General features: G+C 71.9%; 15 protein-coding genes. 7 read left to right on the top strand and 8 right to left on the bottom strand.

Annotation, left to right across the window (positions count from 1 at the left end; translation table 11 throughout):
• Positions 1-96 precede the first annotated feature (96 nt).
• Positions 97-579, top strand: a complete 483-nt coding sequence (locus ACFYV5_RS03445; protein ID WP_389163778.1) for a macro domain-containing protein — start codon at positions 97-99, stop codon at positions 577-579.
• Between the two features lie 103 nt (positions 580-682).
• Entirely contained in the window at positions 683-1,153 is a 471-nt protein-coding gene (locus tag ACFYV5_RS03450; protein ID WP_389163779.1) for a hypothetical protein, read from the top strand.
• Between the two features lie 84 nt (positions 1,154-1,237).
• Here the strand turns inward: ACFYV5_RS03450 and sph are convergent, their stop codons facing one another.
• On the bottom strand, positions 1,238-2,227 hold the full coding sequence (gene sph, locus ACFYV5_RS03455; protein ID WP_389163782.1) for a sphingomyelin phosphodiesterase: 990 nt from the start codon (positions 2,225-2,227) through the stop codon (positions 1,238-1,240).
• Positions 2,228-2,386: 159 nt separating this feature from the next.
• Between sph and ACFYV5_RS03460 the strand changes: the two genes are divergently transcribed.
• Entirely contained in the window at positions 2,387-2,875 is a 489-nt protein-coding gene (locus ACFYV5_RS03460) for a hypothetical protein (protein WP_355115000.1), read from the top strand.
• 281 nt (positions 2,876-3,156) lie between these two features.
• Entirely contained in the window at positions 3,157-4,038 is an 882-nt protein-coding gene (locus ACFYV5_RS03465; protein ID WP_389165049.1) for an oxygenase MpaB family protein, read from the top strand.
• Here ACFYV5_RS03465 and ACFYV5_RS03470 read toward each other — a convergent pair.
• The 7 genes from ACFYV5_RS03470 to ACFYV5_RS03500 all read right to left on the bottom strand — a co-directional run bounded on the left by ACFYV5_RS03470 (position 4,010) and on the right by ACFYV5_RS03500 (position 12,712).
• Positions 4,010-5,377 (bottom strand): GH1 family beta-glucosidase, encoded by a 1,368-nt coding sequence (locus tag ACFYV5_RS03470; RefSeq protein ID WP_389163786.1) that lies wholly within the window; start codon positions 5,375-5,377, stop codon positions 4,010-4,012. The two genes, ACFYV5_RS03465 and ACFYV5_RS03470, sit on opposite strands and share 29 nt — an antisense overlap.
• A 37-nt stretch (positions 5,378-5,414) precedes the next feature.
• Positions 5,415-6,257 carry a carbohydrate ABC transporter permease gene (locus ACFYV5_RS03475; protein WP_389163788.1) on the bottom strand — a complete coding sequence of 281 codons (843 nt, stop codon included), beginning with the start codon at positions 6,255-6,257 and terminating at the stop codon, positions 5,415-5,417.
• Positions 6,254-7,222 (bottom strand): carbohydrate ABC transporter permease, encoded by a 969-nt coding sequence (locus ACFYV5_RS03480; RefSeq protein WP_389163790.1) that lies wholly within the window; start codon positions 7,220-7,222, stop codon positions 6,254-6,256. The genes ACFYV5_RS03475 and ACFYV5_RS03480 overlap by 4 nt, the downstream gene beginning before the upstream one ends.
• A gap of 162 nt (positions 7,223-7,384) precedes the next feature.
• Complete coding sequence (locus ACFYV5_RS03485; RefSeq protein ID WP_355115007.1) at positions 7,385-8,689, bottom strand: extracellular solute-binding protein; 1,305 nt, start codon at positions 8,687-8,689, stop codon at positions 7,385-7,387.
• A gap of 209 nt (positions 8,690-8,898) precedes the next feature.
• On the bottom strand, positions 8,899-9,927 hold the full coding sequence (locus tag ACFYV5_RS03490) for a LacI family DNA-binding transcriptional regulator (protein ID WP_355115009.1): 1,029 nt from the start codon (positions 9,925-9,927) through the stop codon (positions 8,899-8,901).
• Positions 9,928-10,038: 111 nt separating this feature from the next.
• Positions 10,039-11,034 (bottom strand): hypothetical protein, encoded by a 996-nt coding sequence (locus tag ACFYV5_RS03495; RefSeq protein ID WP_389163792.1) that lies wholly within the window; start codon positions 11,032-11,034, stop codon positions 10,039-10,041.
• Positions 11,035-11,143: 109 nt separating this feature from the next.
• Positions 11,144-12,712 carry a M1 family metallopeptidase gene (locus tag ACFYV5_RS03500; protein WP_389163794.1) on the bottom strand — a complete coding sequence of 523 codons (1,569 nt, stop codon included), beginning with the start codon at positions 12,710-12,712 and terminating at the stop codon, positions 11,144-11,146.
• 183 nt (positions 12,713-12,895) lie between these two features.
• On the opposite strand from ACFYV5_RS03500, the gene ACFYV5_RS03505 reads away from it, so the two are divergent.
• The 3 genes from ACFYV5_RS03505 (at position 12,896) to ACFYV5_RS03515 (ending at position 16,969) form a co-directional block, all read left to right on the top strand.
• The gene (locus tag ACFYV5_RS03505) at positions 12,896-14,887 is read left to right on the top strand and encodes a Xaa-Pro dipeptidyl-peptidase (RefSeq protein WP_389163797.1); all 1,992 of its coding nucleotides are present in this window, start codon (positions 12,896-12,898) and stop codon (positions 14,885-14,887) included.
• The gene (locus ACFYV5_RS03510; RefSeq protein ID WP_389163801.1) at positions 14,884-16,203 is read left to right on the top strand and encodes a M14 family metallocarboxypeptidase; all 1,320 of its coding nucleotides are present in this window, start codon (positions 14,884-14,886) and stop codon (positions 16,201-16,203) included. Before ACFYV5_RS03505 ends, ACFYV5_RS03510 begins: the two co-directional genes overlap by 4 nt.
• 460 nt (positions 16,204-16,663) lie before the next feature.
• Positions 16,664-16,969 (top strand): hypothetical protein, encoded by a 306-nt coding sequence (locus ACFYV5_RS03515; RefSeq protein ID WP_355115015.1) that lies wholly within the window; start codon positions 16,664-16,666, stop codon positions 16,967-16,969.
• Positions 16,970-17,110 lie beyond the last annotated feature (141 nt).

The following is a 17,110-nucleotide window of genomic DNA, read 5'->3' on the forward strand; positions in this document are numbered from 1 at the left end:
ACCCCTTGTACCTGTGTGTGCGGGCCGCACCCTATCCCCGAGGAGGCGCACAGCAGGCCGGGCCGTGCTGTCAGAGGTGCCTCGTACCCTGGGGGCATGTCGGGGATCACGTATGTACGGGGGGACGCCACCGCGCCGCAGGGTAAGGGCGTCAAGATCATCGCGCATGTCTGCAACGACCTGGGCGGCTGGGGCAAGGGATTCGTCCTGGCGCTATCGCGCCGCTGGCCGGAGCCGGAGGCGGCCTACCGGCGCTGGCACCGGGAGCGCGCGCGGAACGACTTCGGGTTGGGAGCCGCTCAGTTCGTACAGGTGGGGACGTATGTCTGGGTGGCCAACCTGGTGGGGCAGCGCGGGATACGGACCGGACGGAGCACAGGGGTGCCCGTGCGGTACGAGGCGATCGACGCGGCGCTCGGGCTGCTCGCCGACAAGGCGGAGGAGCTGGGGGCGTCCGTGCACATGCCGCGCATCGGGTGCGGGCTGGCCGGCGGGAAGTGGTCACGGGTGGAGCCCCTGATAGCCGGACGGCTGACGGCGCGGGGGATACCGGTCACCGTGTACGACGTCGAGGCGTAACCGCCCGTAAGGGGCACCGGCCCACCCGCGCGTCGGATGGCGTGTACCTGCCGCTAGAGTCACGTGCTTGTTCGAATACGGGGAACGGTGACTGGGGAGGGTCATGTACACGGAACTCAGGGAGACGGCCACGGAGTTGGCCGCGGTCCTGTGGCGGGAGCACACCGTGTACCGCGAGCGGGGCGGCGGGGTGGTGATCCGCGGTGAGCACGTGGGGCGCTGGATCAGCCTGGCCCCGACCGGGGGGAAGGACCAGGCCCGTCTCCGGGCCGGACGGCTCCTCGACGGCGGTACCACGGCACCGGCCCGCTCGGAGACCGTCGTCGACCTCACCGCCGGCACGAACGAGCTGGCTGCGGTCTGCCGCCGCCTGCTCGCCGACGTCGCCGCCGCCGACACGGAGCCGGCCCGCCTCCGCACCGAGCGCCGCCGCCCGCGCGCGGAGCGCCCGGCCAAGCCCGCCCGCCCCCGCAAGAGCCGCCACACGAGCTTCGGCTCCTGGGTGGTGCTCCTCTGCGTGACGGGCCTGGTGGGTCTCTGGGTCTACGCCCAGTTCGGCGTGTACGGGTACTGAAGGCACCCGGCGAGGGCCCGCCGCGCGGTGGCGGCGTGGCGGGCCGGGGCCGATCCAGGGCGCCGGAGCTCAGTACGCCGGAGCTCAGTACGCCGTCACCGGGTAGTGGTCGGAGAGGTTGGTGTACGTGTACTGCGTGCCCCAGCTGGAGACCGTCCAGGGGGCGCTCCGCTCCAGGACCACGTTGTTCGTCCAGCCCGCCGGGCGCGCGTTGCCCGAGCGGTAGAGCACGTAGTCGAGGTCCTCGCGCGGGTCGTCCGGGTAGCGCTCGGACGCGATCGAGTTCTGCTCGGTGTCGAAGGAGTACGGGTGACCGGTGCGGGCGTCCGCGCCGGCCAGGCCCGCGTCGCCCAGCATGGTGGAGTGCTCGGGCGTGCGGGAGTCCACGTTGAAGTCGCCGGCCACGATGACCTGCTCGTTCGCCGGGATGTTCTTGGCGTCGAGGAAGGCGTCCATCGCCTTGAACTGGCGGCTGCGCGTCTGCGCCGCCTCGCCCGCCGAGCATCCCGGGTCGGTGGACTGGGCGTGCGTGCCGACGACGTGGACCTTGGTCCCGTTCACGTCCAGGACGGCGTAGACGAAGCCCTTGTTCGAGTACCAGTCCGCGCCGCACGCGTCCTTGTAGACGTACTGCTCCTTGCGGACGATCGGCCACTTGCTGAGGACCGTCACACCGCCGTCCTCGGGAGTGGTGGCGGAGTAGGCCCCGCTGGTGGCGTCCCAGCCGGTCTTGCTCCGGCCCATGACGGGGGTCTGGTGTGGGTACTGGGCGGCCGAATTCGCCTTGAGGGCGTCCGAGGAGGAGTTGTCGAAGGCCTCCTGGATCACGACGACGTCGTGTCCCTGGTAGAAGCCGGCGGCGGGGATCGCCTTGGCCCGGTGGTCCTGCCCCCAGTTCGGGTAGAGGATCTTGCTGAACAGGAAGGCGTTGTAGCTGAGCACCTTCAGGCGCGGGGCCTCGGCGGCCGTGGCCGAGGGGGCCGCCGTGGCCAGGGTCGCGGCGGCGAGCGCCAGCGACAGGGCGGCACCGGAGGCACGACGGCGGTGTGCGGCGAGCGGCACAGGAACTCCCATGTGTCGGTGGGGGGTTGAACCAGCGCCGCACATCAAAGCAGCCGTAGTTACCTTTCGGTAGCCATTGGGTGCCGGGAATCTTGCCGAGGCGGCACGAACATGCCAACTCTCGATCACCCGGGGAAATCGTCGCTTTCCCGGACGGGTATCATGCCGCGCATGACCCTCGCGCAGAATTCGACGATCTTCGACATGGACCTCGGTCCGCTCAACCCCGTGACCGCTGAGCTCATCCTCGGCGTGGTGTTGTTCGCCCTCACCTTCCTCATCCTGGCGAAGGGCATCCTGCCGAAGATCAACCGCACCCTCGCCGAGCGCGAGGACGCCATCGAAGGCGGCAGCGAGCGCGCCGACGACCTGCGCGCCGAGGCCACGCAGATCCGTGAGCAGTACGAGGCGGAGCTCGCCGAGGCCCGCCACGAGGCCGCCCGCATCCGCTCCAAGGCCACCGAGGAGGGCACGGCCGCCATCGCCGCCGCCCGCGCCGAGGGCATGCGGGAGCGCGACGCGATCCTGGCCGCCGGAGCCGAGCGCATCGCCGCGGAGCGCGCCGCCGCCGAGCGCGAGCTCTCCGCCGACGTCGACGCCTGGGCCCGCGCCCTGGCCGGCCGCATCGTCGGCGAGCCGGTCGGCGCCGACCGCGCCTGACACGCACGCATCACGAGGTCGGGGCCGCGCCCCGGGCTGAGGCCCGGGACGCGGCCCCGCCCCATGTGCGCCTTTTGCCGGAAAAGCCCGGCCGGGGCAGGCTGAGAACGTAAGGAGAGTGCCTCATGACCGGACCGCAGGAGCCCGCGAGCCGGGACCGTTCCGCCACGCCGCCGGACGTGGAGCCGGACGTGAAGCCGGTGAAGCCGGTGAAGCCGGTGAAGCCGGACGTGAAGCCGGACGTGGAGCCGGACGTGGAGCCCCACGTGAAGCCGGGCGCGATGTCCGCCGTGCGGCGCGCCGTCGAGGCACCCGCGCCGCCGCCCGTCGGCGGGGTGCTCTGGAGCATCGCCGGGGACATACGGGGACTGCTCATGCTGCCCGCCGCGCTCGTTCTTCAGGTCGCCCACCCCGCCGTCGGCGCCGGAGTCGACGCGCACTCCGTCTTCCGCACCGACCCCTGGGGCCGGGGCGAGCGCTCACTGCGCTCCGCGCTGCTCTGGGTGTACGGAGGCGAGGCCGCGGCCGAGGAGGGCCGTCGGCTCCGCCGGCTCCACCGGACCATCCAGGGCCTCGACACCCACGGCCGCCCCTACCACGCGCTCACCCCCGCGAACTACGCCTGGGTCCACGCCACCGGCTTCCCCGTCTACCGGCACGGCCTGCGCCTCCTCCACCGCCCGCTCACCGAGGCCCAGGAGCGGCGGCTCTACGCCGAGTGGCTCCAGGTCGGCCGCATCCTCGGCATCCACGACCGGGACATGCCCGCCACGATCGAGGAGTTCTGGCCGTACTACCGCGCCATGCTCGGCGAGCTGGAGGCCACCGTCGTGGTGCGCGAACTGGTCGCCACCGACCAGCCCGTACCCCCGCCCGACCGGGGCCCCCTGCCGCTGCGGTTCCTGCTCAGGGCACTGTGGCCGGTGATCCTGCCCCGCCTCGCCCGCTTCCGCTCCTTCGTCACCGTCGGCCTGCTCCCGCCGGACGCCCGCGAGGCCATCGGCCTGGAGTGGACCGACGAGCAGGAGCGGCGGCTGCGCCGGTTCGCCCGGGTCGTACGGGTCGTGGTGCCCGTACTCCCCGAGCGGCTGCGCTATCTGCCGATCGCCCGCGAGGCGCGCCGCGAGGCGAGGCTCAGCGGGCCAGACCGCCGCGCGCGATGACCTCCGCGTACCAGCGCGCGCTGTCCTTCGGCGTACGGCGCTGGCTCGCGAAGTCCACATGGACGATGCCGAACCGCTTGCCGTAGCCGTAGGCCCACTCGAAGTTGTCCAGGAGCGACCACAGGAAGTACCCGCAGACGTCGGCGCCGTCGGCGATCGCCCGGTGCACGGCGAAGAGGTGGGCGTCGACGTACGCCACCCGCTCCGGGTCGTGGACCTCGCCCTCCGGGTCGGCGTAGTCGTCGTACGCCGCGCCGTTCTCGGTGATCACCAGCGGCAGGCCGGGCAGCTCGTCGCGCAGCCGGACCAGCAGCTCGTACAGGCCCTCCGCGTCCACAGGCCAGTCCATCGCCGTGCGCGGCCCCGGGGCGGGCAGGAACCGTACCCGGTCCGCCGCGCCCGGCCACGGCGAGGGGGACTCCGAGGTGCCGGCGCCGACGACGGTGGGGGAGTAGTAGTTGATCCCGAGCGAGTCGATCGGCGTGGAGATCACGTCCAGATCCCCGTCCCGTACGAAGGACCAGTCCGTGATCGACTCCGTGTCCTCCACCAGATCGGCGGGCAGACGGCCGTGGAAGACCGGGTCGAGGAAGATCCGGTTGCCGACGGCGTCGATGCGGCGGGCCGCGTCCACATCCTCCGGCGCGTCCGAAAGGGCTCTGATCGCATGGAGGTTGAGCGTCAGCGAGAGCTCCGCCGTGGAGGGCACGGACGCGCGCAGGGCCTGGGCGGCCATGCCGTGGGCCAGATTCAGATGGTGGGCGGCGCGCAGCGCGGCCGCGTCGTCGGTGCGGCCGGGGGCGTGGACCCCTGAGCCGTACCCCAGAAAGGCCGCGCACCAGGGCTCGTTGAGGGTCGTCCAGGTGGTGATCCGGTCGCCGAGCGCCTCGGCGGCGAGGCCGGCGTACTCGGCGAACCGCTCCGCGGTCGCGCGCTCCGGCCAGCCCCCAGCGTCTTCGAGCTCCTGGGGGAGATCCCAGTGGTAGAGCGTGGCGACCGGCCGGATCCCGGCGCCGAGGAGCTCGTCGGTCAGCCCCCGGTAGAAGTCGAGTCCCTTCTGGACGGCCGGGCCGCGCCCGGTCGGCTGGACCCGGGGCCAGGAGAGCGAGAAGCGGTAGTCCGTGAGGCCCAGGTCCTTCATGAGGGCCACGTCCTCGCGGACCCGGTGGTAGTGGTCGGCGGCGATGTCACCCGTGTCGCCGTTGCGCACCTTGCCCGGCGTGCGGCTGAAGGTGTCCCAGATCGAGGGCGTACGGCCGTCCTCGGCCGCCGCGCCCTCGATCTGGTAGGCGGCGGTCGCCGCGCCCCAGCGAAATCCGTCAGGGAAGAGAGCGTTCATGAACGGAGAACTCCTGTGAGAGTGAGGGGGATACGGCTCAGCCCTTGACGGCGCCCTGCATGATGCCGCCCACGATCTGCCGGCCGAGCAGACCGAAGACGAGCAGCACCGGCAGCGTGCCGAGCAGCGTGCCCGCCATGATCACCGACTGGTCGTGGACATAACCGCCGCCGAGCTGGCGCAGCGCGACCTGAACGGTCGGCTCCTGCGAGGAGAGGGCGATGATCGGCCAGAAGAAGTCGTTCCAGGCGGCCATGAAGGTCAGCAGCCCGAGCACCGCCATCCCGGGCCGGGCGACGGGCACCACGATCGACCAGAAGATCCGGGCGGAGGACGCCCCGTCGACCCGGGCCGCCTCGATCAGCTCGTCCGGCAGCGACTGCACCAGATACTGGCGCATGAAGAAGACCCCGAAGGCGGAGACGAGACCGGGCAGGATGACCGACTGCAGCTGGTTCACCCAGCCCAGTTCGGCGATCAGCATGAAGAGCGGGATCACCCCGAGCTGCGGCGGGATCATCATCGTGCCGACCGTGATCGCGAGCAACGCGCCCCGGCCGCGGAAGCGCAGCTTGGCGAAGGCGAACCCGGCCAGCGTGCAGCACAGCACGGTGCCGACCGTGATGGAGCCGGAGACCACGAGGGAGTTGAGCAGGGCCGTGCCGATGTCGGCCTCTTCCAGGACCGCCTCGACGTTCCGGAAGAGGTTCGGCCCCGGCAGCAGCGTCGGCGGTACCCGCGCCAGATCGGCGTTGGAGCGGCTCGCTGCGACGATCGTCCAGTAGAAGGGGAAGGCGGAGACGAGAACGGCCAGGATGAGGATCGCGTACGTGATCCGGCCCCCGTGGCCCGTACGGCCCGCGACGCGTCGCGCGCTCATGAACGGCCCTCATTCCGTGAACGGCGGCGCAGGATCAGGGCGTTGACCCCGACCAGGACGAGGATCAGCAGGAACATCAGCCAGGCGATGGCGGCGGCCCGGCCCAGATGGAAGAAGCCCCAGCCCTGTTCGTACAGATAGAGCCCGAGGGTCTGGTACTGGTGCGAGATGCCGCCCGAGATCGAGCCCTCGAAGAGCAGCGGCTCACCGAACAGCTGGGTCGCGCCGATCGTGGAGACGACGGTGGTGAAGACGATCGTGGGGCGCAGCCCGGGCAGCGTGACGTGGAAGAACTGCCGCCACCGCGAGGCGCCGTCCATCTCCGCCGCCTCGTACAGCTCGGCGGGGATGGACTGCATTCCGGCGAGGTAGATCAGGGCGTTGTAGCCGGTCCAGCGCCAGACGACGATCGAGGAGACGGCGATCTGCGAGGCGAGCGTGCCGTTCTGCCAGTCGACGGGGTCGAACCCCACCAGCGACAGGGCGTAGTTGACGAGCCCGAAGTCCCGGCCGAAGAGCTGGGCGAAGACGAGGGTGGCGGCGGCGACGGAGGTCGCGTACGGCAGCAGCATCGCGGTACGGAAGAAGGTCCGGCCCCGCAGCTTGTAGTGGAGCAGATGCGCCAGGCCGAGGGCCATGGCGAGCTGCGGCACCGTGGACAGGACGCCGATGGTGAAGGTGTTGCGCAGCGCGGTCCAGAAGAACTCGTCGGTGAGCAGCGCCGCGTAGTTGCCGAGGCCGCGCCACTCCATGTCGCCGGGGGTCTGCAACTCGACCCGGTAGAGCGAGACGAAGGCGGTGTAGAGGAGCGGGAAGAGCCCGAACGCCGCGAAGAGGGTGAAGAACGGGGCGAGATAGGCGTACGGGACGAGCGCGGCCCACCTGCGGCGGGGCGCCGGGCGGAGGGACCGGGCCGGCGACGGCGGGACGGGCGCCGTCGCCGGCCCGGAGGCGGTCAGGGTCACGGTGCGGCCCTTCGGGTCGGGGGAAGTGCGGGTGGGGCGGAGCGAACGTGGCCGGGCCGGCCCGCCCGACGGGAGTGGCCGTGGCTGGGCGGGACGGCCGACGGAGAGACCGACGCGGCGGAGTGGCGGGGGCCGGGACTCGACCCGGCCATCGCCCCCGGCTCAGCCGATGGCGTTCTCGACGCCCTTCCGGGCGTTCGACCAGGCCTTCTCCGGGCTGGTGCCCTTGCGCTCCACCTCGCTCAGCGCGTTGGTGATCTGGTCGGCGACGTTCTTGTCGTGGACCCCGAGCACCTGCACCGGAGACGCCTTGGCCGCATCACCGAAGATCTGGCCGATCGGCGCACCGGAGAAGTACGGGTCCGTCGCCGACGCGACCTGGGCGATGGCGTCGGTGGAGGACGGGAAGTTCCCCTGCTTCGTGAAGAGCGTCGCCTGCTGTTCGGGGGCGGTGAGCCACTTGATCAGCTCGTACGCCTCCTTCTTGTGCTTCGCGGCACGCGGTACGGAGAGATAGGAGCCGCCCCAGTTCCCGGCGCCGCCGGGCAGCTTGGCGATGTCCCACTTGCCCTTGCCCGCCTCGCCGGCCTGGCCCTTGATGTAGCCGAGCATCCACGCCGGGCAGGGGAGCGTCGCGAAGGATCCGGTGGAGAACGCCTGGTTCCACTGGGGCGACCACTGGTCGAGCTTGGCGCTCAGCCCCTCCTGGGCAGCCTTCGCCGAGGTCTCCCAGGCCGTCTTCACGGCCGGGTTGTCGGCGTAGATCAGCGTGCCCGAGGCGTCGTAGTACCGCTCCTTCTCCTGGCCGACCATGACCGTGTAGAGGCTGCCGACGCTGTCCATCCAGGCGCTCTTGGCCGGAGCCTTGGCCTTGTACTGCCGGCCGAGCTCCAGATAGCCGTCCCACGTGGCCCACTTCTGTGCCAGCTCCGTGCGGTCCGTGGGGAGTCCGGCCTGCTGGAAGAGGTCCGTGCGGTAGCAGATGGCCTCGGGGCCGACGTCCGTGCCGAGGCCGAGGACCTTGCCGTCCTTGGTGGTCGCGGCGGACCACTTGGCCTCGGCGAACTCTCCCTTCAGCGAGTCCGCGCCGTACTTCGTCAGGTCCTCGAACCTGTCCGCCTGCTGCTGGGTGACCGAGGCGATCCGGCCGACCTCGATGCCCTGGACGTCGGCGAGGCCGCCTCCGCCGGCCAGCCGGGTCTGCAGCGACTTCCAGTAGTCCTGCTCGTCCTCGGTGTCGGTCTGCTTGATGGTGATGTTCGGGTGGAGCTTCTCGTACGCGGCGTACAGCCCGGCCTCCTCGTAACCGAAGGAGCCGTAGAGGTCGACGGTGATCGTGACCTTCCCGCCCGCGCTGTCGGAGGCGTCGTCGGACCCGCCGGATCCGCAGGCGGCGAGCAGGGCCCCGGTGAGGACGACGGCGCCGAGACGGGCGGCGGTCGATCGGGCGGCTCGGGCAGTGGGCATGGGAAGCCTCCGGTTTGAGAGCGCTCTCAGGAATGCGTCAGGAGCGTGCCTTCCCGGTGAGGTTCCCGTCAAGAGTCGAACGCGTAACAGCTGGCCGTACCGGGGCTGTTAGCCCCACGGTTCAAGGCCCTTACATGAGATCCCGGGACGCGGTCCTCACGCGGAGGTGTGCGGTCCTCACGCGGTCCTTACGTGGCCTCGCGCGGTCCTCACGCGGAGGCGCGCCGGATCAGCTCGGTCGGCGTGATCACGGGCTCGGCGTCGCCCGCGCCGTCGAGGGTGCGCATCAGGATCCGTACCATCAACCGGCCCATGCCCTCGATGTCCTGACGGACCGTCGTGAGCGGGGGATCGGTCACCTCGGCCACCGACCGCATGTCGTCGAAGCCGACGAGCGCCACGTCCTCGGGCACACGGCGGCCGTGCTCGCGCAGCACCCGCAGCGCACCCGAGGCCATCAGGTCGTTGGCCGCGAACACGGCGTCCAGGTCGGGCCGGCGGTTCAGGAGCTCGCTCATCGCCCGGGCCCCGCTCTCCTCCGTGAAAGCCCCCTCGGCGATGAGACCCGGCCCGGCGTCCGGCAGTTCGTCCCGGTATCCGTCGAGCCGGTCGAGCGCGGAGGTCTGGTCGCGCGGCCCGGTGATGTGCGCGATGTTCCGGCGGCCGAGCGCGCGCAGATGCCGTACGGCGGCGCGGGCTCCGCCGCGGTTGTCGCAGTCGACGTACGGGACCGGCGGTTCGTTCTCCGGTCCGGTCCAGCCCGGGCGTCCGCCGAAGACCGTGGGCACCTGAACGCGCCGCACGATCTCGGGGAGCGCGTCGTCGTTGTGGAGCGAGAAGGCCAGCGCCCCGTCCACATGGCCGCCCCCGAGATAGCGCGCGATCCGCTCGTGGTCCCCCGGCCCCTCCACCCAGAGCAGTACCAACTGGGCGTCATGCGCCGTGAGTTCGCGGCTGATCCCGCGCACCTGCCGTTCGAAGAACGGGTCGGAGAAGATCCGGAACTCCGGCTCGGCGATGATCACGGCGACGGCGCCGTTGCGCCGGGTCACCAGGGTCCGCGCCGCGTGGTTGGGGATGTACCCGAGCTCCTCGACGGCCGTGCGGACCTTCTCGGCCAGGGCCTCGCGGACCCCGGCCCCGCCGTTGACGACGCGGGACACCGTCGCCCGGGACACCCCGGCGCGCGCGGCGACGGCTTCCAGGGTCGGGCGCGTCCCGGACGTCGACTCGCTCAAGGGGGGCTCCTCACGGGCACGGTGGGTGACGGTGCTGACAGCGTCGAGGGTAACCGGTGCCGCCGCCGCCGGGGCGTCCGGGGAAAGCGCTCTCTCGTGGGTCCGCGCCGCTCAGCGCGCCGCCCGCAGCACGTCCACGCTCGCGAGCGCGCGGTGGCGGTGGTGGGTCTCCGCGATCGCGGCGAGGGCCGGGCGGCCGAGACCCCGGTAGGCGGCGGCCAGCAACGCGCGTGCGGACTCCTCGCGCTCCGGCTCGCCGTACGACGCCCAGTGCAGGTCTCGCCCGAGCACCAGCGCCTCCGTCGGATCGCCGGCGGCTGCCCGCCGCAGGGCCTCGTCCCGTGCCGCTCGCAGCGCCCCCGCGTCCTCGAACAGCTTCTCCAGGAACGTGCCGAAGCGGTACGCGTCCGCCCCGCCGTGCGGCGGACGGTCCAGCGCCGTGCTCCCGGAGGCGAGGGCGCCCGCTTCGTCCAGGGTCGTGATCCGGTCGGTGTCGACAGGCTGCCGGGGGTACACGTACGCCTCCGAGTACGCGAGCCCCCTCTCCGTACGCTCACCGGTCTCGAATCGCACGAGCGCCTCCCGCAGCAGCCCGAGGCCGGCGAGGCGTGCGGCCTCCACCTCGTCCCCGTCGGCCGCGTAGTCGGCGAGATCGCGGTGCGCCCCCTCGATCCGGGCCCGTACCGCCTCCAGCGGGGTGCGGTGGCGTCGCTCGATGCCGCCGCCGTCGTGGGTGTAGTACGAGGCGACGCCGTCGCACGTGCGCCCGTCGTCGGACCAGAGGCCGAAATGGAGCCCGTCGGAGCCGCCGTGCAGGAAGGTCAGGAACTCCGGCGGATCGCGGTAGTACCGCCCGTGCACCCGGATGTCGAGACCCTCGCGGGGGAGCGCCGAGGGGTCCGCGAACAGGTCCATGACGCCGTGCGGCGCGATCTCCAGGTCCCGCAGCGCCCGCTGCTCGGCCGGTCCGAGCGCGGCGAGAAAATCGAGGAACCGGAAGAAGGAGCGGGGAAGTTCGAGCCCCCACTCGGTGTGGACCCGCTCCGCCACGGCCTCCCGGACCGCCGGATCGCCGTACCGGTCCCTCTCCCCCTCCACCGCCACCACCGCCCGCTCCCGCCTTCCGCTGCGTACAGCGGGCGAGCCTACCCACGGCGCAGGACGCGCCCCGCCCCGCCCCAGGAGGCGGTGGCGGGGCGCCCCGGCGCGCGGGTGCTCAGTGACCCTCGTGCCCGGCGTGCCCCTCGTGCCCGGCGTGACCCGCGTGCTCGTGGATCGTGTTCGTCTCCGCGATCTTCTTCCAGGACTTCGGCTGCACCGGCCGGGTCCGCGGTGACGCCGGAGCGCCGGCCGCGGCCGACCGTGACCCGGACACCCCCGCCTCCGCGGCGGCCGGCGCGGCCGGCTTCACCGGCTGGTACAGCCAGGTGTCGAAGAGCGCGGCCAGCGGCTTGCCCGAGACCCGCTCGGCGTACCGCACGAAGTCCCCGACCGAGGCGTTGCCGTACGCGAACTCCGTCGGCCAGCCCTTGAGGATCGCGAAGAAGGCCTCGTCGCCGATCTCGTTGCGCAACGCCTGGAGCGCCAGCGCGCCCCGGTCGTACACGGCGATGTGGAACTGGTTGTCCGGACCCGGGTCGCCCGGCTCGACCGTCCAGAACGGGTCCTCGGCCGCACGCGTCGCGTAGACGTAGTCCGCCAGCTCCTGGGCCGTGCCCTCGCCCTCCTTCTCCGACCACAGCCACTGGCTGTAGCGGGCGAAGCCCTCGTTGACCCAGATGTCCTTCCAGTGGTCGACCGAGACGCTGTCGCCGTACCACTGGTGCGCCAGCTCGTGCACGACCACCGACACGTTCGCCCCGTTGGCGAACTGCCGCGGGCTGTAGAACGGCCGGGTCTGCGTCTCCAGGGCGTAGCCGCTGGTCACGTTCGGGACGTAACCACCCAGCGCGTTGAAGGGATACGGACCGAAGACCTCCTCCAGCCACTCCGCGACCTCGGTCGTCCGCTCGATCGAGGCCCGCGCCGCGCCCGCGTTGTCGCCGAGGTCCTTGCTGTAGGCGTTGAGGACCGGAAGACCGTTCGCCGTCCTGTCCGTGGTGATGTCGAACTTGCCGACGGCGAGCGTGGCCAGATAGGTGGCCTGCGGCTTGTTGGAACGCCAGTTGAAGCGGGTCCGGCCGAGCCGTGAGGACTGCGACTGCAGCACGCCGTTGCTGATCGCCTGCGTGCCGTCCGGTACGGAGACCGAGACGTCGAAGGTCGCCTTGTCCAGGGGGTGGTCGTTGGACGGGAACCACCACGCGGCCGAGTCCGGCTCCTGGGCGGCGACACCGCCGTCGGGCGTGCGGTGCCAGGCTGTCCAGCCACCGATCTTCACCTCGGAGGGCTTGCCCGCGTACCGCACGACGACCGAGATCGTACGGTTCTTCTCCAGCGGGGCCGCCGGGGTGATCACCAGCTCCTGCTCGCCGCTGGTGGTGAACGCCGCCTTCTTGCCGTTGACCCGCACCTCGCTGACCTTCAGCCCGAGGTCGAGGTTGAAGCGGGAGAGGTTCTGGGTGGTCGTGGCGAGGATCGTCGCCGTGCCCTCCAGGAGGTCGGTGGCGGGCTGGTACGTCAGCCGCAGGTCGTAGTGGGAGACGTCGTAACCGCCGTTGCCACTGGCCGGGTAGTAGGGATCGCCGATGCCCGACGCGCCCGGGACGTAGTCCGCGGCCGATGCCGGGATCGCCAGCAGGAGAGAGGCCGCGAGCGCGCTCGGAACGACAAGTCTGCGGTGCATGCAGAGCTCCTCACTTGTAAGAAGCATGAATGGTGTTCGGTCCTTAACGACGCTATTCAGCACCCGCCGCGCCGTCACGTCCAGAGCACCTCCTGTCACACGATCGCCATTCGGCCGAAACGAACCACCCGCCCCTCGACGGCATTCTTTTGCTCGGGAGTTGACCGAGGTACGTTCCGCCCCATGCCGATACCTGTGCGGAGAACCCGCAGAGCCCGTCTGTCGTGCAGAACCCTGGTGGCGGCCGGCGCGGCCGCCCTGATGACCGCGCTCGTCTCCCCGACCGGGGCTCAGGCGGCCTCCCCCGTGGGGGAGTCGCGGCCCGTCCACTCCTACGCCGACGCGATCCGCGAGTCCGTCTGGGTGGACACCGGACTCGACGGGGACGGCGACGGCCGCACCGACCGGGTCGCCGCCGACATCGTCCGGCCCCGTGAACCCGCCGCCGCGGCCCGGAAGATCCCCGTCATCATGGACGCCAGCCCGTACTACGCCTGTTGCGGACGCGGCAACGAAAGCCAGAAGAAGACCTACGACGCGGCCGGGAACCCCGTCCAGTTCCCGCTCTTCTACGACAACTACTTCGTTCCCCGCGGGTACGCCTTCGTCGCCGTCGACCTCGCCGGCACCAACCGCTCCGACGGCTGCGACGACGTCGGCGGGCGCTCCGACGTCCAGTCCGCCAAGGCCGTCGTCGACTGGCTGAACGGCCGGGCCCGCGGATACACCACCCGTACCGGCTCCGACCGCGCCCGGGCCACCACCTGGTCCACCGGCAAGGTCGGCATGATCGGCAAGAGCTGGGACGGGACCGTCGCCAACGGCGTCGCCGCGACCGGCGTCGAGGGCCTGGAGACCATCGTGCCGATCGGCGCGATCTCCTCCTGGTACGACTACTTCCACTCCCAGGGCGCGCCGCTCTATGACGCCAACCCGAGCTGGCTCTCCGACTACGTCGACAGCCCTGCCGCCAAGGCCCGTTGCGGAGCGGTCCAGGACCGCATCGCGGCCGGCACCCCGTACAGCGGCGACTGGACGCCCGCCTGGAGCGAGCGGAACCACGTCCCGGACGCCGGCAAGGTGAAGGCGAGCGTCTTCGTCGTGCACGGGCAGCAGGACCTGAACGTCCGCGCCCACCACTTCGGCCAGTGGTGGGACGCCCTGGCCGCCCACGGCGTCGAGCGCAAGATCTGGCTCTCGCAGACCGGTCACGTCGACCCCTTCGACTTCCGGCGCGCCGACTGGGTCCGTACGCTGCACCGCTGGTTCGACCACTACCTCCTCGGTCACGACAACGGCATCGACCGCGAGCCGATGGCCGACATCGAGCGCGCCCCGGACCGCTGGACCACCGACCGGGCCTGGCCGCCGCGCGCCACCGAGCCCACCACCCTGCGCCCCGGCACGGGCACCGCGCCCGGCGTCGGCACCCTCGGCCGTACCCCCGCCGCCTCCGGCGCCACGGCGACCTTCACCGACGACCCGGGCCTGGGCGAGCTCGACTGGGCCGCGCGGATCGACGAGTCGACCCCCGCCAAGGCAGGGTTCGCCACCCGACCGCTCGCCCGCGACCTGCGGCTCTCCGGCCCCTCCACGGTGACCGTCACCGCCACACCGACGACCACGACCGCCCATCTGACGGCCGTCCTCGTCGACCTCGGCCCGGACACGATCCGGGACTACACGGCAGCCGGTGAGGGCATCACCACGCTCACCGAGCGGTCCTGCTGGGGCGCGAGCACGAGCGGCGACAGCGCCTGCTTCAAGGAGACCGAGGCCCGTACGGCGGACGTGGACTTCACGGTCGTCAGCCGCGGTTGGGCGGATCTGGGCACCTGGGCGAATCCCGGGAAGGGCCGGCCGCTGACCCCCGGCAGGGCGTACACGATGACGCTGAACCTGGCGGCCACCGACCATGTCGTCCCCGCCGGACACCGGCTCGCCCTGATCGTCGGCGGCACGGACAAGGACCTCCTCGACCCCCCGTCCACCCGACCGACGATCACCCTCGACCTCGCCCGCACGTCGGCGAAGCTGCCGCTGGTCGGCGGCGTCGACGCCTTCGCCCGGGCGACGGCCGGTACGGTCGACGCACGTCCGGCGCGGACCGGGCAACCGCTCACCGGTGTCGGGCCCTCGCGCTCGGACATCCCTGTCCCGGGTGAGGCCCGATGACCCACACGCCGCCCCGCCGCGCCCGGCGCACGCTCGCCCTCGTCGCGGGCCTCGCCGCCCTCGGCCTCCCGCTCGTCGCCGTCCCCGCGGAGGCCGCGGGCACCGCGGCCCCCGCCCCGCCCCCGAGAACGGGCTTCGAACAGACCGGGGGCGCCCGGTGGACCACCGAGCCGGAGGAGACGGCGTTCCTCGCCGCCGTCGACCGGGGCAGCGACCGCGTCTCGGTGCGCACCATCGGCACGACACAGCAGGGCCGCCCCCTCCGGCTCGCCACGGTGGGCGCCGGCAGCGCCGGGACCACGATGCTGCTGGTCTGCAGCCAGCACGGTGACGAGCCGTCGGGCCGGGAGGCCTGCCTGACCACCGTGCGGGACCTCGCGTTCGCCCGGGACCAGGAGACCCGCCGCTTCCTCTTCCGTACCACCGTCCTCGTCGTTCCCTCCGCCAATCCGGACGGACGCGAGGCCGACACCCGCGGCAACGGCGACGGCGTCGACGTCAACCGCGACCACATCGCGCTGCGGACCGCCGAGGGCCGGGCGCTGGCCGCCCTGATCCGCGACCGGCGCCCGGAGGTGATCTACGACCTGCACGAGTACGGCGGGACCTCGCCCCACTACGACAAGGACCTGCTCGCGCTCTGGCCCCGCAATCTGAACACCCACGCGCGCGTGCACGACGAGGCCCACACCCTGTCGGAGTCCTACGTCCGGCCGTCGGCCGGGGCCGCCGGGTTCAGCAGCGGCATCTACGGGATCTGGACCGACCCGCTCACCGGAAAGCCGATCAAGCAGGTCGCGGGCGACGGCCAGGAGCGGATCCTGCGCAACACGGCCGGTATCAAGCACTCCGTCGGCCTGCTTGTCGAGACCCGCGTCGAAGCCCTGACCCAGGCCGAGGAGGACGACACCGCCCGCAACCAGCGACGGCGCGTCACCACGCAACTCGCCGCGCTGAAGGGCGCCTTCGCCTATGTCGACGAGCGGCGCGGACAGCTCGGCGCGGCCACGGCGGTGGCCCGGCACACCGGGTTCGCCGACCGCGGCCCGGTGCTGCTCGGGGGCGCCGACAACGATCCGGCGGAGCCGGGCGAGACGATCCAGGACCCGCCCTGCGGCTACCGCCTGGACCGTGCGCAGTACGCCGAGTTCGGCGACGAGCTCGCCCTGCACGGGATCACGGTCCGACAGGACGGCGACGGGGTCCTCGTCCCCCTGCGGCAGTCTCAGCGCGCACTCGTCCCACTGCTGCTCGACGGCCGGGCGGCCTACCGCCTCACCACAGGTCTGCCCGTGGAGGTCTGCCGAGGGGGCTGAGTTGGTCCCCGGAAACTCCGGGGCGCGTGTGGCACGGCCTTACGGGAGTGAGTTCCTTTCCTCCCGTAAGGCCGTGAAAGGTGCCTGCCACCTGTGTCACGGGAAGGTCAGAGATCGGGAGGCGGGGGCGGCCGGTTGGGGCCGGCCGGTGACGGCGAACCTCCCCGGCCGGCCCGGCCACCACCACCGCGCCCGCACCGACCGGTTCGTGTTCGGTGTCACGGCCGTCCTCACCGTGGCCTTCTCTGATCGTGATGATCCTCGTCGGCATCTTCTTCGTCTCGGGTGCGGACGCCGCCTCGATCGTCATGGGCACGCTGTCGCAGCGCGGCTCCTCTGCCGATCGGACCGGGAACCGGTGCGCCGGGTGACGGTCCTTGATCGTCCTGGGTTAAAGTTACCGACTGGTACTGACCATACCTGTGAACGGGCCCGTAGGGTCCGGAAGTTGGAGAACCACATGACGTACGCGACGCCGCTGCGCCGCACCCTGACCGCCCTCACCGCCACGACGCTGCTGGCCGGGGGCCTGCTGCTCGGACAGACGGTGACGGCCGAGCCCGCCCACGCGGCCGGCAAGAAGGTCGTCTGCGAGATCAACAAGATGCGCCAGCAGTCGGCAGACCTCCGGTCGAAGGCCGCCAAGCTCCAGCGCCTCGGCGCCACGGCGGAGGCCCGCAAGGCGCGGGCCCAGGCCGACGCGCTCGACCGTAAGATCCGCAACTGCATCGACGCGGACAACAACAACCCGAAGCCCTGGAACTGACCGGCTGACACGCGGCCCGGCCCGGCTCCGGTCCTCGGACCGGGCCGGGCCGCGGTGCGTCTGTCGGCCTTTGGCCCGGGCCGGGCCGCGGTGCGTCTGTCGGTCGACCGGGCCAGGCCCGCGGCGCACCGGCCGGCCGGC

It is taken from the genome of Streptomyces sp. NPDC003035 (genome assembly GCF_042888285.1).
Lineage (GTDB): Bacteria > Actinomycetota > Actinomycetes > Streptomycetales > Streptomycetaceae > Streptomyces.

Bases quoted from the DNA above. Each gene is read 5' to 3' on its own strand.
- ACFYV5_RS03445 (WP_389163778.1), top strand. From the start codon at position 97: ATGTCGGGGATCACGTATGTACGGGGGGACGCCACCGCGCCGCAGGGT.
- ACFYV5_RS03450 (WP_389163779.1), top strand. From the start codon at position 683: ATGTACACGGAACTCAGGGAGACGGCCACGGAGTTGGCCGCGGTCCTG.
- sph (WP_389163782.1), bottom strand. From the start codon at position 2,227: ATGGGAGTTCCTGTGCCGCTCGCCGCACACCGCCGTCGTGCCTCCGGT.
- ACFYV5_RS03460 (WP_355115000.1), top strand. From the start codon at position 2,387: ATGACCCTCGCGCAGAATTCGACGATCTTCGACATGGACCTCGGTCCG.
- ACFYV5_RS03465 (WP_389165049.1), top strand. From the start codon at position 3,157: ATGTCCGCCGTGCGGCGCGCCGTCGAGGCACCCGCGCCGCCGCCCGTC.
- ACFYV5_RS03470 (WP_389163786.1), bottom strand. From the start codon at position 5,377: ATGAACGCTCTCTTCCCTGACGGATTTCGCTGGGGCGCGGCGACCGCC.
- ACFYV5_RS03475 (WP_389163788.1), bottom strand. From the start codon at position 6,257: ATGAGCGCGCGACGCGTCGCGGGCCGTACGGGCCACGGGGGCCGGATC.
- ACFYV5_RS03485 (WP_355115007.1), bottom strand. From the start codon at position 8,689: ATGCCCACTGCCCGAGCCGCCCGATCGACCGCCGCCCGTCTCGGCGCC.
- ACFYV5_RS03500 (WP_389163794.1), bottom strand. From the start codon at position 12,712: ATGCACCGCAGACTTGTCGTTCCGAGCGCGCTCGCGGCCTCTCTCCTG.
- ACFYV5_RS03505 (WP_389163797.1), top strand. From the start codon at position 12,896: ATGCCGATACCTGTGCGGAGAACCCGCAGAGCCCGTCTGTCGTGCAGA.
- ACFYV5_RS03510 (WP_389163801.1), top strand. From the start codon at position 14,884: ATGACCCACACGCCGCCCCGCCGCGCCCGGCGCACGCTCGCCCTCGTC.
- ACFYV5_RS03515 (WP_355115015.1), top strand. From the start codon at position 16,664: ATGACGTACGCGACGCCGCTGCGCCGCACCCTGACCGCCCTCACCGCC.